Below are 15,100 nucleotides of genomic sequence, written 5' to 3' on the forward strand. Positions count from 1 at the left end.
TCGGGTGCAACGCCTCCCCCGCATCCCGTGTTCCCGGCGAACCTAAGCTGGCCCCATGGCAGGCTCCTCAACCCCCGCGACACAGGCACTGACGAAGGCGAAGGTCGACTTCCGGGTGCATAGCTACCAGCACGACCCGTCCAGCGCCTCGTACGGCACGGAGGCGGTGGACGCGCTGGCCGGCCAGCTCGGCCTGCAGCCCGGCCAGATCTTCAAGACGCTGGTGGTCAAGACCTCCGACGGCGCGCTGGCCGTCGCGGTGCTGCCGGTCCCCACGAAGCTCTCGCTCAAGGCCGCCGCGGCCGCGCTGGGCGCCGGCAAGGCGGTCATGGCCGACCAGGCGGACGCGCAGCGGTCCACCGGCTACGTGCTCGGCGGCATCTCCCCGCTCGGTCAGCGCAAGCGGCTGGCGACGGTCGTCGACTCCTCGGCCGTCGACTGGGACCGGGTGCTCTGCAGCGCCGGCCGGCGCGGACTCGAGATCGACCTGGACCCGGCCGACCTCGTCCGCCTCACCGGGGCGGTACTGGCACCGATCACCGCGGGCTGAGCCGGAATACCCGCCGCGCCCGCCACCGTTGCACTACGCAACGAACTCTCCACAAACGAAAGTCGGTACCCACGTGAGTGTCCCCCTCTCCATCCTCGACCTCGCGCACATCGACGAGGGCGAGACCGCCGGCGAGAGCTTCCGCCACAGCGTGCAGATGGCGCAGCACGCGGAGCGCTGGGGCTACAACCGGATCTGGTACGCCGAGCACCACAACATGCGGTCCATCGCCTCCTCGGCGACCAGCGTGCTGATCGCGCACGTCGCCGCGAACACCGAACGTATCCGGCTGGGCGCCGGCGGCATCATGCTGCCCAACCACGCCCCGCTGACCATCGCCGAGCAGTTCGGCACGCTCGAGTCGCTGCACCCCGGGCGGATCGACCTGGGCCTCGGCCGCGCCCCGGGCAGCGACCAGCAGACCATGCGGGCGCTGCGCCGCGACCCCAGCTCCGCCGAGTCGTTCCCGCAGGACGTGCTCGAACTGCAGGGCTACCTCACCGGACCGTCCCGGATCCCGGGCATCGAGGCGACGCCGGGCAAGGGTACGAATGTGCCGCTGTACATCCTCGGGTCGTCGCTGTTCGGGGCCAAGCTGGCCGCGGCGCTGGGCCTGCCGTACGCGTTTGCCTCCCACTTCGCGCCCAATGCCCTGCGCGACGCGGTGGCGATCTACCGGCGCGAGTTCCAGCCGTCGGCGCAACTGGCCGAGCCACACGTGATCGCCGGGGTCAACGTGATCGCGGCCGACGACGAGGAGCAGGCCCAGTCGCTGTTCCTCGACGCCAAGCGCAAGCGTGTGAGCCTGCTGCTGGGCCGCGGCCGCCGGTTCACCCCGGAGGAGGCCGACATGATCCTGGAGGCGCCCGCCGGTCAGCAGGTGCTTCAGATGGCCCGGTACTCCGCGGTCGGGACACCCGACCAGGTTCGGGACTATCTCGACCGGTTCACCGAGACGGCCGACGCCGACGAACTGATGGTGGTGTCCTCGGCGCCCGACCGCGACGCCTGGTTGCGCTCCCTCGAGCTGCTGGCCGCGGTCAGCGGGCTCACCGCCGCCAAGGTCACAGCGGGCTGATCTGCTCCGAGGTCACAGCAGGCTGATCTGCTCGCCCACCGCCGGTCCCACCGGTCCCGCGGGGGCGATCAGGTCCGGTCCGTCGTTGGCGACGCTGTTCACCCGCTGCGAGACGCGCCGGATCTCGATGCCGGCCACCTCGGCGGCGGACGGCCCCGCGAGCAGCTCCGCGTCCGGCTCCGAGTCCGGGTCGAGCCAGCGGTCCCACTGCCCGGCGCCGAGCACCAGCGGCATCCGGTCGTGCACGTGCTGCAACTCCCCCACCGAATCGGTGGTCAGGATCGTGCAGCTGAGCAGCGGAGGTTCGTCCCCGCCGCCGGGTCCGGGGGGATGCCAGACGGACCACAGCCCGGCCGCGAACAGCCGGGACCCGTCGACCGGGGTCATGAAGTACGGGACCTTGACGACCTTCCCCGACCGCCCGGGACCCGACGGCCGGGACCCCGACGGCCCGGCTCCAGCCGGCTCGGCGATCCACTCGTACCAGCCGTCCATCGGCACCAGGCAGCGTGTGCTCCGCAGCGCGGCCCGGAACGCCGGCTTGCTCGCCGCGGTGTCCGCGCGGGCGTTGATCAGCGGCGCCGACCGCGCCGGGCGACGCCCCGGGGCGCCGCCGGTGCCCGGCTCCTCTGCCTTGGTCCACGGCGGCACCAGCCCCCAGCGCATCCGCCGGATCCGCCGGGTCGGGGCGTCGTCCGGGTGCTCGTGCGAGTGCCTGCTCACCACCGCGAGGACGGAGTCCGTCGGCGCCACGTTGTAGTTCGCCGCGTTGTAGGCCTCGGTGGGCTCACGGCCCCCGCTCACGGTCTCGTCGATCGCATCCAACTCGACCGCCAGCAGGGCCGGGTCCACCGTCGTTGCATACCTACCGCACATGCCCACGCTCCCTCGCCCGCGACTGTTCCCACCCCATTGTGTGCCCGACCACCGACAGGTGCCGCACCACCGACACGTCCCGGGCGGCGATGCGGGAAGATGGAGCGCGTGAGCCTGTGGAGAGCACCCGTCGCCGAATCGCCCGTGCACGCGTCCGTGACGCTGCCGGGCTCGAAGTCGATCACCAACCGCGCGCTGATCCTGGCCGCGCTCGCCGACGGCCCGTCCACCGTCACCGGCGCGCTGCGCAGCCGTGACACCGACCTGATGATCGACGCGCTGCGCGCCCTCGGCGTGGGCATCGAGGAGTCCGGCGCCGCCACCACGCTGCGGGTGACGCCCGGACCGATGGGTGCGGCCACCGTCGACTGCGGGCTCGCGGGCACGGTGATGCGGTTCCTGCCCCCGGTCGCGGCGCTGGCCGAGGGCGTGGTGGCCTTCGACGGCGACGAGCAGGCGCGCAGCCGGCCGTTGAGCACCATCCTCGACGGCCTGCGCGGCCTGGGCGTCGAGATCGACGGCGACGCACTCCCGTTCACGGTCCGCGGCCGCGGCGCGGTGGCCGGCGGCGCGGTCACCATCGACGCGTCCGGCTCCTCGCAGTTCGTCTCCGGCCTGCTGCTCGGCGCGGCGCGGTTCGAGCAGGGCGTCACCGTGCACCACGACGGCGAGTCGGTCCCCTCGATGCCGCACATCGACATGACCGTGGAGATGCTCCGACGGGCCGGCGTGCGGGTGCAGACCCCCGCCGACGGCGAGGCGAACACCTGGCGGGTCGCGCCCGGCCCCGTCACGGCCGTGGACTGGGTCGTCGAGCCCGACCTGTCCAACGCCACCCCGTTCCTGGCCGCGGCCGCCGTCACGGGCGGCGCGGTGAGCGTGCCGCTGTGGCCCTCCACCACCACCCAGCCGGGTGACGCCATCCGCGACATCCTCACCGCGATGGGCGCCGAGGTGTCCCTCCGCGAGGGCACTCTCACCGTCCGCGGACCGCGGCGCCTGCGCGGCCTCGACGTGGACCTGCACGACGTCGGCGAGCTGACGCCGACGGTGGCCGCGCTGGCCGCACTGGCCGACGGCCCCTCCACCCTGCGTGGCATCGCACACCTCCGCGGCCATGAAACCGACCGTCTTGCAGCGCTTTCCGCCGAAATCAACGGACTCGGTGGCACCGTCACCGAGACCGCCGACGGCCTCCGGATCGAGCCGCGGGCGCTGCGCTCCGGCACCTGGCGTTCCTACGCCGACCACCGGATGGCCACCGCCGGCGCGATCCTGGGACTGGTGGTGCCGGGCGTCGACGTCGAGGACGTGGGCACCACCGCGAAGACCCTGCCCGGGTTCGAGAACCTGTGGGCGACGATGCTGACGCCGATCGGGGCACCGTCCTGAGTACCCGACGGTACGACGAGTCCGATGTCCGGGTACGCCCGGGCAAGGGAACTCGTCCCCGCACCAAGACCCGGCCCGAGCACAAGTCGGCGGAGAGCGCGATGGTGGTCGCGGTCGACCGCGGCCGCTGGGGGTGCGTGCTCGACGGTGACCCGACCCGCCCGGTGGTGGCAATGCGGGCACGCGAACTCGGCCGGACCCCGATCGTCGTCGGGGACCGGGTCGGCATTGTCGGCGACACTTCGGGCCGCACCGACACCCTCGCGCGGATCGTGCGCGTCGAGGAGCGGTCCACCGTGCTGCGGCGCACCGCCGACGACACCGACCCGTACGAGCGGGTCGTGGTGGCGAACGCCGCCCAGCTGCTGATCGTCGTCGCACTGGCGGACCCGCCGCCGCGCACCGGATTCGTCGAACGCGCACTGGTCGCGGCCTACGTCGGCGGACTGTCCCCCATCCTCTGCCTGACCAAGGGCGACCTCGCCGACCACGCCGAGTTCGCCGCGGCCTTCGCGGACCTGGACGTACCGGTGGTGCTCGCGGGCCAGGACGACCCGCTCGAGCCCGTTCGTGAGGTACTGGACGGCCAGCTCACCGCGCTGATCGGCCACTCCGGGGTCGGCAAGTCCACACTGGTCAATCGCCTTGTCCCAGACGCATTTCGGGCCACCGGCGTGGTCTCCGGGGTGGGCAAGGGCCGGCACACCTCCACCCAGTCCGTGGCGCTGCCGCTGCCGGCTCCCGACGGGGAGCAGGGCAACCGCGGCTGGGTCGTCGACACCCCCGGCATCCGGTCGTTCGGCCTCGCACACATCTCGCCGGACGACGTGATGGGCGCGTTCACGGACCTGGCCGCGGCCATCGAGGACTGCCCCCGTGGGTGCACGCACCTCGGCCCGCCGGCCGACCCCGAGTGCGCGCTGGACCGGCTCGGCGGCGAGGCTGCACGCCGGGTCGGCGCTGTGCGCCTGCTGTTGGTGGCGCTCAGCACGAACGAGGCGTGGTAGCCGGGCCGCAAGATCACGGTCCGGCCACGTCCGGCTAAACGCCGACATCCGTTCGCGACCCTGTGCTTACACTGTACGAGCGCCAAATCTGATTCGAATCAGCTCACAGGTCAAGACATCTCGAGATCACCATCTCACCGTCAAGACACAAGGAGTTCAGATGAGTTCAGACATCATTCAGAGCGGTTCCGACGCCGGATCGTCCATCCTCGGCGACATCAAGAGCATCATCGGCACACTCTTCGACTTCGGATCGTCGGTCATCGGCTCCTGACACTGACGATCCCAAGCAACGAAAGCGCCCCGTCTCCACTGGGGACGGGGCGCTTTCGTGACCGACGTTCGTTACACCGACTGGTGGCTACGCCAACTGCTTGCGCCGGAGTGCGCCCCGCAGGCCGCGACGCTTCTTGGCCTCGCGGATCGCTGTCCGCAACCCGCGACTGCGACCGGTCTCCGGATCCACGGTCAGCACCGTCTCCTGACCCTCCCACTTACGCTCCGACGCCGTCTCCGGCGCGTCGTCCGTGGTGCCGACCAGGTACTTGTTCGGCAGCGAGAGCTTCGCGATGGTCCGCCACGACTTCCCGTACTGCACCAGCAGCGGACCGGTGGTGTACGGCAGGTCGTACTTGTCGCACAGTTCCCGCACCTTCACCGCGATCTCGCGGTACCGGTTCGAGGGCAGGTCGGGGAAGATGTGGTGCTCGATCTGGTAGCTCAGGTTGCCGGTCATGAAGTCCATGACGCGGCCGCCGCTGATGTTGGCGCTGCCCAGCATCTGCCGCAGGTACCACTGCTCGTGCGTCTCGTTGTCGATGTCCGCCTTGGTGAACTTCTCCGCGCCGTCCGGGAAGTGCCCGCAGAAGATCACCGCATTGGTCCAGACATTGCGAATGACGTTCGCGGTGAAGTTCGCGGTGAGCGTGCTCTTCCACGCCTTGCCGGTCAGCGCCGGGAACACCACGTAGTCCTTGAGCGCCTGCTTGCCGATCTTCTCGAGCACCTCGTCGCGCTTCTGCTTGAACTCGACCATGTCCACCCGGCCCTTGGCGACCTTGCCGAGTTCGAGGTGCTGCGCGGCGATGCCCCACTCGAAGAACAGCGCGAGCAGCGCGTTCAACGGCACGTTCGCCATGTTGAACGGCTTCCAGCGCTGGTCGCGCGTCACCCGCAGCAGGCCGTATCCCACGTCGTCGTCCATGCCGAGGACGTTGGTGTACTTGTGGTGGATGTAGTTGTGGGTCTGCTTCCAGTGCGCGGACGGGCCGTTGACGTCCCACTCCCAGGTGCTCGAGTGCACCTCGGGGTCGTTCATCCAGTCCCACTGCCCGTGCATGACGTTGTGGCCGAGCTCCATGTTCTCGATGATCTTGGCGACGCCGAGCATGCCGGCACCCGCCAACCACAGCGGACGCTTGCGGCTGCCGATCAGCAGCGCACGGGCACTGACCTCGAGACCACGCTGCAGTCGGATGGTGTTGCGGAGATACTTGGCGTCCCGCTCGCCGCGCGAGGCCTCGATGTCGCGGCGGATCGCGTCCAACTCCCGACCAAGGGCTTCCACGTCCGCCTCGGTGAGGTGCGCGTACTCCTTGATGTCCGCAATAGCCATCGCTGTTCTCCCGGCCGATAGACGTTGTAGTTAACGCCACCTACCGTACCGTAAGTTACGGCGCCGTAGGTTACGGTTTCCGGGAGTGTGACGTGGCTAACACCGACCTGGCGCGGCCACGGTCGGGCGCGCCTACCGCCGACGCTCGCGCAGTTGGCGCAGGGCGGTCCGCAGCCCCACCCGACGACCCGTGACCTCGGCCCGGAGCCGGTCGAGCGCCGCCCTGGCGTCGTCGAACTTGCGCTCGGACGACGTCTCCGGGGCGTTGTCGGAGGTGGCCTTCAAGAACCGGTCCGGCAGCGCCAGCTTGTGGATGGTCCGCAGCGCCAACAGGTACTGCTTGGCGAATGATCCCGTCGTGTACGGCAGGTCGTACTTGTCACACAGCGCCTGCACCCGCAGCGAGACCTCGCGCAGCCGGTTGCTGGGCAGGTCCGGGAACAGGTGGTGCTCGATCTGGTAGCTCAGGTTCCCGCTCATGAAGGCCAGCACCCGGCCCGACTTGAAGTTCGCGCTGCCGAGCATCTGCCGCAGGTACCACTCGGCCTTGGTCTCGTGGCGGTACTGCTCGACGGTGAACTTCTCGGCGCCGTCCGGGAAGTGCCCGCAGAAGATCACCGCGTAGGCCCACAGGTTCCGGGCGAAGTTCGCGGTCGCATTGGCGGCCAGCGTGTGCTTCCACGCCGGTCCCGTCAGCACGGGAAACAGCACGTAGTCCTTGACCACCTGCTTGGCGGCCTTCCCCCAGAACTCGCGGTTTATGTCGTCGACGTTGGCGCCGCCCCGCTTACGGTCCTCCTCCAGCGCGATCGACCAGTCGTGCATGGCGATGCCCCACTCGAAGGCGCTCGCGAGCACCACGTTCGCGACGGGCTGGAGCAGGTTGATCGGGCGCCACGGCACGTCCCGGGTCATCCGGATGATCCCGAACTGCACGTCGTTGTCCATGCCGACGACGTTGGTGTACGTGTGGTGCGAGTAGTTGTGCGCGCGCTTCCACTGCGAGGACGACGCGGTCATGTCCCACTCCCAGGTCGTGGAGTGGATCTCCGGGTCGTTCATCCAGTCCCACTGGCCGTGCACGACGTTGTGACCGAGCTCCATGTTCTCGATGATCTTGGCCAGCGTCAACATCGTGGTGCCGACCGCCCAGACCGGACGCCGACGGCCGCCCAGGAGTGTCAACCGACCGCCGAATTCGAGGAACCGCTGCAGCCGGATCACACCGCGGATGTACCTGGCGTCCCGCTCACCGCGCGAGTCCTCCACGTCACGGCGGATGGCGTCGAGCTCGTGACCGAGAGCCTCGACGTCCGCCTCGGTGAGATGTGAAAATTCTTTGATGTCCGAGATGGCCATCGCCAGGACCCTCCGTAGAGCTAGATCAGATCACCGGCGGGGTCACCGCGGGCTCATGGTTACAACGATAGACGAATCGGACACCGACACCCCGGCCCAGTTCAGAGATCAAACGTGCAGTCGCCGGCGGCCGAGGAGATGCACGTCTGGACCCGCTCGCCCTCGCTGTGCTCACGGCCGGACCGCAGGTCCCGGATGTGACCCGAGACCAGCGGCACCACACAGGTCTGGCAGATGCCCATCCGGCAGCCGAACGGCATCTGCACGCCGAGCTGCTCACCGGCCTCGAGCACCGTGGTCGCGCCGTCGATCTCCACCGAACGCCCCGACTTGGCGAAGGTGACTGTGCCACCCTGGCCTGCGGTGTCCGCACGCGGGATGGTGAACCGCTCGGTGTGCAGCCGGTCCGCGATGCCCGCCTCGGTCCACACCCGCTCGACGTCGTCGAGCATCTGGGTCGGGCCGCACGCCCACGTCTGACGCTCGCGCCAGTCCGGGTACAGCGCGTCCAGGTCGGACAGCTGGAAGCGGCCGCCCGTGCGGGTGCACTGGACGTGTGAGACGAAACTCGGATGCGCCTCGTGCAGCTCCGCCATCTCGTCGCCGAACATGACGTCCTCGGCGGTCGGCGCGGAGTGCACGTGCACCACGTCCGGCAGCGCGCCCCGACGGACCATCGCGCGCAGCATCGCCATCACCGGGGTGATGCCGCTGCCCGCGGTGATGAACAGGATCTTCGCCGGCGGCGGCTCGGGCAGCGCGAAGTTGCCCTGCGGCGCCGCCAGCCGGACGACGGTGCCCGACGGGACGCCGTTGATCAGGTGGCTCGAGAGCTGCCCCTCCGGCATCGCCTTGACGGCGATGGAGATGCGCTTGTTCTCCCAGTTCGGCGGGGAGGTCAACGAGTACGACCGCCAGTGGAACCGGCCGTCGACCAGCAGACCGATCCCGATGTACTGGCCCGGCTGGTAGTCGAAGTCGAATCCCCAGCCCGGCTTGATCACCAGGGTCGCCGAATCCGAGGTCTCCTTGCGGACCTCCACCACCCGGCCGCGCAGTTCCCGCGCCGACCAGAGCGGGTTGGCCAGGTGCAGGAAATCGTCGGGCAGCAACGGCGTCGTCACCCGAGTCACCGCCCCGCGCAACATGTTCAACGAAGGCCGGCGCGGCGCGGATACTTCCGCTGCCGGCCCCTCGAGCCACTTCCTCAGACCCATCAAACTTCCGTCCACTCGCCTAGGTTACGCAGCCGTAGGTTACCCGCTGAAAAGGCGAACTGTCACGCGGATCGTCAGAGCAGGTCCAGAAGGAAAGGCAGTTCCTGCGTGGCGTACCAGGCGAGCTCGTGATCCTCGGCGTCACCGAGCACGAACTCGGCGTCCGCGTCGCCCAGATCCGCGGCGTCCACCACCGCGACGGCCCGCTCGATCGCGGCCTCCGCCTCGGACAGGTCGACGTGCACGGACGCCACCATCGCCATCGTCACCGGGCCCGCCAGGCGCACCACGGCGTCGTCCAGGTCGGGCCGCAGCTTCGCGTCCTCGACGTCCGCCGCGATCACCGCCCGGCGGTGCGGGACGGCGGTCGACGCGTCGCCGGCCGCACCCTCCGACGGCTCCCCCTCCGGCGCCTCGGACGCCAACAGGCGCAGCGACGCCCGCGCAGCCTCCGTCATCGCCACCTCCGCCAGTTCGTCGTCGTCACCGGAGGCGTACGCCTCGCGCAGCGCAGGCGTCACGGCAAAAGCGGTGCGGCTCACCGGATCCAGCTCCTGCTCCGCCACCAACTTCTGCAACATCGCGATCGTCGCGGGAATGTAGACCCTCATCGACAGCACCCCTTACCCACAGGCATCCAACAGCTCCTCGAGCGACTCGTACAACAGTGCCGTCACCACCTCGACGTCGGACATGGCGTCGCGGTCGGCATTCAAACCGTAGTAGACGTGGCCGTCGTAGGACGTCAACCCGATGCTGAGCGCCTGATTCTTGAGCAGCGGCGACACCGGGTACATCTCGAGCATCCTGGCGCCGTTGAGATACAGCGGCGACTGCGGACCGGGCACGTTGGAGATCATCACGTTGAACATGCGCTGCGAGAGGCTGCTCGCCACCCGCAGGCCCATCGCGTGCAGCGTCGCGGGCGCGGTGCCCGACATCCGCACCAGGGTCTGCGCGGTCACCGTGCTGCTGGCCCGGGTGTGCGCCTCGGTGGCGTGCGCGATGTGTGAGAGCCGCACCACCGCATTGGGCTCGCCGACCGGCAGGTCCACCAGGAACGAGGAGACCTTGCGCTCTGCGTTCTCCGGGACGTGTTCACGCTCGACCGGGTCGGCCTCCAGGTCGACCTCCTCCTCCGAGCCGTCGCCGGAGATGTAGACGGCCATCGGCACCAGCGCCCGCACCGTCGAGTACGCGGTCACCGGCTCACCGCGCGAGAGCAGCCAGTTCCGCAGCGCCCCCGTCAGCACCGCGAGGATCGCGTCGTTGACGGTGCACCCGAAGCGTCTGCGCACGCGCCGGTAGTCCTCGAGTTCGGTGTGGACCGTGGCGAATCGGCGGTTGCGCGAGATGGCCGCGTTCAGTGGGCTGGTCGGCGCCGAGGCGGTGGCCGTGCGCACCACGGCCGCGACGTTCCCGGCGACCTCGACCGCGCTGCCCACCAGGTCGCCGAGCGCCATCTTCAGCGTCGCCGCCCCCTCGCGTGGCCGGGCGATCATCTCCGCGACCGCATCGAGCACCAACTCTGCCTCGCGCGGCTCGCGGGTGGGCATCCACAACTCTTCCTCCGTCGGCCGCGGCGTGCTGCTCGGGTCGAGCAGCACCTGGCTGATCTCGAGCGAACCCTCGTCACCGACCAGCGCCGAGTGGGACTTGGTGAAGATCGCGACCCGGTTGTCGGACAGGCCCTCGACGAGGTACATCTCCCACAGCGGCCGGGTCCGGTCCAACGGCCGCGACGTCAGCCGCGCCACCAGGTCGTGCAGTTGAGCGTCGGAACCGGGACGGGGCAGCGCGGAGCGCCGCACGTGGTAGGTGATGTCGAACTCGCGGTCGTCCACCCACACCGGCCGGGCCAGCCCCAGGGCCACCTCACGCACCCGCTGCCGGTACCGCGGCACCAGCGGCAGTCGCCGCTCGACGTGGGTGAGCAACTCCTCGTAGTCGACGCCGGCCTCGGGGACCTGCAGGATCGCCAGCGACCCGAGATGCATCGGCGTGCTGCTCGCCTCGAGAAAGTAGAACGACGCGTCCTGTGTGGTCAGCCTCGTGGCCATGTCAGTTTCCGTCCCCTGGTGCCAGATCGAACAGGACCCGCAGTTCCTCCGCGGTTCGGGCGGGGGCCACGTGGTGGACGGCCACCATGCCCGCGGCCACCGCGCCGCGGACGTTGACCGCCAGGTCGTCGACGAACACACAGTCCGACTCGGCGAGCCCCAACCGCCGGGCCGCCAGCCGGTAGATCCGGGGGTCCGGCTTCTCGAGCCCGACGTCACCGGAGAGCAGCACCTCGTCGACCAGACGCCCGCCACCGAGACCGCGCAGCCAGTCCGCGCCGGGTCCGCCCGGATCGTTGCTCAGCACGGCCGTGCGCACCCCGAGGCTGCGCACCTCGGCGATGATCGCGCCCAGCCCTTCCCCGTCGGACCCGGGACCGACCAACACGCCCCCGCAGTCCAGCACCAACCCGTCCATGCGATCACCCTAGGGCCGCGACGCCGTCCGCGCCGTCGGCCATTCGCGTGCGGACGATCGAATTCCGTGTAATCCTGCTCACAGCCCGGCCTCTCCCCGGACTCGACGCAACAACCTGTCGACGCACCCCATCGGGAGAGGACCCCATGACGTACCCCGACACGAGCCATCCACCCCGGCACGAGCCGCCACGCAACTTCCTGGCCAGGGCCCCGCAGTGCGAGCCGCCGCCGCACCCCCGGGCTATGCGGCCCGCGCCCGCCGCGCCGTCGGCCGCGGCGCACACCGCCTCCCACACCGGACGCTCGCCGGCCCGGCGAACACCACCGCCTTGCGCAGACCCGGCAGCGCACCGGTTCGCCGAGACGGCCCTGCGGCTGGTGCTCGAGGTCCTCGACCGACGCCGCCAGCCGCCCCAGCTTCGCGCCGTGCTGTCCCCGGCGGTGGTGGACCTGGTGGCCGCACTGACCCACGCCGCGCCGCCGGCGAACCGGCTCGGTGGCGCGCAGTTGCAGCGGGTGCACCTGCGCCCGAACGGCCCGGACGTCGCCGAGGTGTTCGGCACCTACGCCCGCGGCGACCGGGTCTTCGCAATCGCCGGCCGCGTCGAACGCACACCAGCCGCCCCGCAGGCGCGGGGCGGCTGGTGTGTGACGTCGCTACAGGTCGGTTGAGCTACTTGCGGCGCCTTGCCTGACGACGCTCGCGGCGGCTCCCGTCGGCCTCGGGCGCGGCGTTGCGAACCTCCGCCTTGCCGCCCTCGTCGGGTCCGGAGAACGTCAGCCGGGTCTCCTCGGCTACGTCGAGGCCCTTGGCACGCAGGGCCGCGGGCGCTGCCGACCGGGCCGACTCCTGCGCGTCCACCTGGGTGGGCAGCGGGGCCGGCGCGCTCGCGTTGCGGGCCGCGGCGGCGGCGTTGGTCCAACCCGACTGCTCGGGCGCCGGGGCCGCCTCGACCTGCAGGTTGAACAGGAAGCCGACCGACTCCTCCTTGAGGCCCTCGAGCATCGCCGAGAACATGTCGAAGCCCTCGCGCTGGTACTCGACCAGCGGGTCCCGCTGCGCCATCGCGCGCAGGCCGATGCCCTCCTTGAGGTAGTCCATCTCGTAGAGGTGCTCGCGCCACTTGCGGTCCAGCACGGAGAGCAGCACCCGACGCTCGAGCTCACGCATGCCGTTCTCGCCGGCGATCGCGTCGATCTGCTGCTCACGGGCGGCGTACGCGGACCGCACGTCGGCGAGCAGCGCCTCGCGCAGCTCGTCACGGGTCAGGTCGCCCCGCTCCCCGATCTCGGTCTCACCGGCGAGGTCCTTGTAGTCGATGCCGACCGGGTACAGCGTCTTGAGCGCCGTCCACAGCTGGTCGAGGTCCCAGTCCTCCACGTAGCCCTCGGCGGTGGCACCGTCGACGTAGGCAGTCACCACGTCGGTGATCATGCTCTCGACCTGGCCCTCCATGTTCTTGCCCTCGAGGATCTGGCGACGCTCCTCGTAGATGACGGTGCGCTGCTTGTTCATCACCTCGTCGTACTTGAGGACGTTCTTGCGGATCTCGAAGTTCTGCTGCTCGACCTGGGTCTGCGCGCTCTTGATGGCCTTCGAGACCATCTTCGCCTCGATCGGCACGTCGTCGGGCAGGTTGAGCCGGGTCATGATCGACTCCAGCGCGGCGCCGTTGAAGCGGCGCATCAACTCGTCGCCGAGCGAGAGGTAGAAGCGGGACTCGCCCGGGTCGCCCTGACGGCCGGAGCGGCCGCGCAGCTGGTTGTCGATGCGCCGGGACTCGTGCCGCTCGGTGCCGAGCACGTACAGCCCACCCGCGGAGCGCACGTTCTCCGCGTCCGCCTTGACCTGCCGCTGCACCTCGTCGAGGGCCGGCTCCCAGGCTGCCTCGTACTCGTCCGGGGTCTCGACCGGGTCCAGCCCCTGCTTGCGCAGGTGCAGGTCGGCGAGGATGTCGGGGTTGCCGCCGAGCACGACGTCGGTGCCACGGCCGGCCATGTTGGTGGCCACGGTGACCGCGCCGGTGCGACCGGCCTCGGCCACGATGGTCGCTTCCTGTTCGTGGAACTTGGCGTTGAGCACGCTGTGCACGACGCCGCGCTTGGTGAACTGCTTGGACAGGTACTCCGAGCGCTCGACGCTGGTGGTGCCGATCAGGACGGGCTGGCCCTTGCCGTGCCGCTCGACGACGTCGTCGACGACCGCCGCGAACTTCGCCTCCTCGGTCTTGTAGATCAGGTCACCCTGGTCGACGCGGACCATCGGCCGGTTCGTCGGGATCGGGATGACGCCCAGGCCGTAGGTCTGGTGCAGCTCGGCGGCCTCGGTCTCGGCGGTACCGGTCATGCCCGAGAGCTTGTCGTAGAGGCGGAAGTAGTTCTGCAGGGTGATCGTGGCGAGGGTCTGGTTCTCGGCCTTGATCTCGACCTTCTCCTTGGCCTCGATCGCCTGGTGCATGCCCTCGTTGTAACGGCGGCCGACCAGGATGCGGCCGGTGAACTCGTCGACGATGATGACCTCGCCGTCGCGGACGATGTAGTCCTTGTCCTTGGTGTAGAGCTCCTTCGCCTTGATCGCGTTGTTCAGGTAGCTGACCAAGGGCGAGTTCGCGGCCTCGTACAGGTTGTCGATGCCGAGCTGGTCCTCGACCAGTTCGACGCCCGCCTCGTGCACGCCGACGGTGCGCTTCTTGATGTCGACCTCGTAGTGGACGTCACGCTTGAGCAGCGGCGCGATCCGGGCGAACTCGCCGTACCACTTGCTGGACGCGTCGGCCGGTCCCGAGATGATCAGCGGGGTACGCGCCTCGTCGATGAGGATCGAGTCGACCTCGTCGACGATGGCGAAGTTGTGGCCGCGCTGCACCAGGTCGTCGAGTGAGTGCGTCATGTTGTCGCGCAGGTAGTCGAAGCCGAACTCGTTGTTCGTGCCGTAGGTGATGTCGCACGCGTAGGCGACGCGACGCTCGGCCGGCGTCATCCCGGAGAGGATCACGCTGGTCTCGAGACCGAGGAACCGGTGCACGCGGCCCATCCACTCGGAGTCACGCTTGGCCAGGTAGTCGTTGACCGTGACCACGTGCACGCCGTCGCCGGAGATCGCGTTCAGGTAGGCCGGCAGCACACAGGTCAGGGTCTTGCCCTCACCGGTCTTCATCTCGGCGACGTTCCCTAGGTGCAGGGCGGCGCCGCCCATCACCTGGACGTCGAAGTGCCGCTGCGAGATCACCCGCCAGGACGCCTCGCGGGCCACCGCGAAGGCCTCGGGCAGCAGGTCGTCGAGGGACTCACCCGACGCGTACCGCTCCTTGAACTCCGCGGTCTTGGCGCGGAGCTCGAGGTCGGTCAGCGCCTCGACTTCGGGCGAGAGGCTGGTTACGTGCTCAGCGATGTGCTTGAGCCGCTTGACCATGCGACCTTCACCAACACGGAGCAGCTTCGACAGTGACAGCGACGGCACGGGCTTGAACGTCCTCAATCTCGGCGGGCAGGTCTCGACTCCGCAAACGGAGCAACTGACTACACA

Annotated in this window: 13 protein-coding genes; 5 read left to right on the forward strand and 8 right to left on the reverse strand. The window is 69.7% G+C overall.

The genetic code is table 11. The features are described 5' to 3' along the window. The first annotated feature begins 55 nt into the window (after positions 1–55). Entirely contained in the window at positions 56–550 is a 495-nt protein-coding gene (gene ybaK / locus RT2_RS05780; RefSeq protein WP_072843592.1) for a Cys-tRNA(Pro) deacylase, read from the forward strand. A gap of 73 nt (positions 551–623) precedes the next feature. Continuing rightward, positions 624–1,628 (forward strand): LLM class flavin-dependent oxidoreductase, encoded by a 1,005-nt coding sequence (locus RT2_RS05785; protein ID WP_072843593.1) that lies wholly within the window; start codon positions 624–626, stop codon positions 1,626–1,628. A 12-nt stretch (positions 1,629–1,640) separates the two neighbouring features. Here RT2_RS05785 and RT2_RS05790 read toward each other — a convergent pair whose 3' ends face one another. After that, a complete protein-coding gene (locus RT2_RS05790) occupies positions 1,641–2,504 on the reverse strand; it encodes an SOS response-associated peptidase (protein WP_072843594.1) in 864 nt (287 codons plus the stop codon). 99 nt (positions 2,505–2,603) lie between these two features. On the opposite strand from RT2_RS05790, the gene aroA reads away from it, so the two are divergent. Then, positions 2,604–3,896 carry a 3-phosphoshikimate 1-carboxyvinyltransferase gene (gene aroA / locus RT2_RS05795; RefSeq protein ID WP_072843595.1) on the forward strand — a complete coding sequence of 431 codons (1,293 nt, stop codon included), beginning with the start codon at positions 2,604–2,606 and terminating at the stop codon, positions 3,894–3,896. Beyond that, entirely contained in the window at positions 3,857–4,903 is a 1,047-nt protein-coding gene (gene rsgA / locus RT2_RS05800; protein ID WP_072843789.1) for a ribosome small subunit-dependent GTPase A, read from the forward strand. Before aroA ends, rsgA begins: the two co-directional genes overlap by 40 nt. Before the next feature lie 361 nt (positions 4,904–5,264). Here rsgA and RT2_RS05805 read toward each other — a convergent pair whose 3' ends face one another. The 6 genes from RT2_RS05805 to RT2_RS05830 all read right to left on the reverse strand — a co-directional run bounded on the left by RT2_RS05805 (position 5,265) and on the right by RT2_RS05830 (position 11,572). Beyond that, positions 5,265–6,518, reverse strand: coding sequence for a fatty acid desaturase family protein (locus RT2_RS05805; RefSeq protein WP_072843596.1), 1,254 nt, complete (start codon positions 6,516–6,518; stop codon positions 5,265–5,267). Positions 6,519–6,650: 132 nt separating this feature from the next. Then, positions 6,651–7,877, reverse strand: coding sequence for a fatty acid desaturase family protein (locus RT2_RS05810; protein ID WP_072843597.1), 1,227 nt, complete (start codon positions 7,875–7,877; stop codon positions 6,651–6,653). A gap of 101 nt (positions 7,878–7,978) precedes the next feature. Then, positions 7,979–9,094, reverse strand: coding sequence for a ferredoxin reductase (locus RT2_RS05815; RefSeq protein ID WP_072843598.1), 1,116 nt, complete (start codon positions 9,092–9,094; stop codon positions 7,979–7,981). A gap of 74 nt (positions 9,095–9,168) precedes the next feature. Then, positions 9,169–9,705: a DUF6912 family protein gene (locus RT2_RS05820; RefSeq protein ID WP_072843790.1), complete on the reverse strand. Its 537-nt coding sequence runs from the start codon at positions 9,703–9,705 to the stop codon at positions 9,169–9,171. A 12-nt stretch (positions 9,706–9,717) separates the two neighbouring features. Next, positions 9,718–11,154, reverse strand: coding sequence for a WS/DGAT/MGAT family O-acyltransferase (locus RT2_RS05825; protein ID WP_072843599.1), 1,437 nt, complete (start codon positions 11,152–11,154; stop codon positions 9,718–9,720). Position 11,155: 1 nt separating this feature from the next. After that, complete coding sequence (locus RT2_RS05830) at positions 11,156–11,572, reverse strand: HAD-IA family hydrolase (RefSeq protein WP_072843600.1); 417 nt, start codon at positions 11,570–11,572, stop codon at positions 11,156–11,158. 146 nt (positions 11,573–11,718) lie between these two features. Between RT2_RS05830 and RT2_RS05835 the strand changes: the two genes are divergently transcribed. Then, positions 11,719–12,246, forward strand: a complete 528-nt coding sequence (locus tag RT2_RS05835; RefSeq protein WP_072843601.1) for an Rv3235 family protein — start codon at positions 11,719–11,721, stop codon at positions 12,244–12,246. Between the two features lies 1 nt (position 12,247). On the opposite strand, the gene secA is transcribed toward RT2_RS05835, so the two are convergent. Then, a complete protein-coding gene (gene secA / locus RT2_RS05840) occupies positions 12,248–15,034 on the reverse strand; it encodes a preprotein translocase subunit SecA (protein WP_072843602.1) in 2,787 nt (928 codons plus the stop codon). Between the last annotated feature and the right edge of the window lie 66 nt (positions 15,035–15,100).

Origin of the sequence: Rhodococcus tukisamuensis NBRC 100609 (assembly GCF_001894985.1) — a bacterium.
Classification (GTDB): domain Bacteria; phylum Actinomycetota; class Actinomycetes; order Mycobacteriales; family Mycobacteriaceae; genus Rhodococcus_G; species Rhodococcus_G tukisamuensis.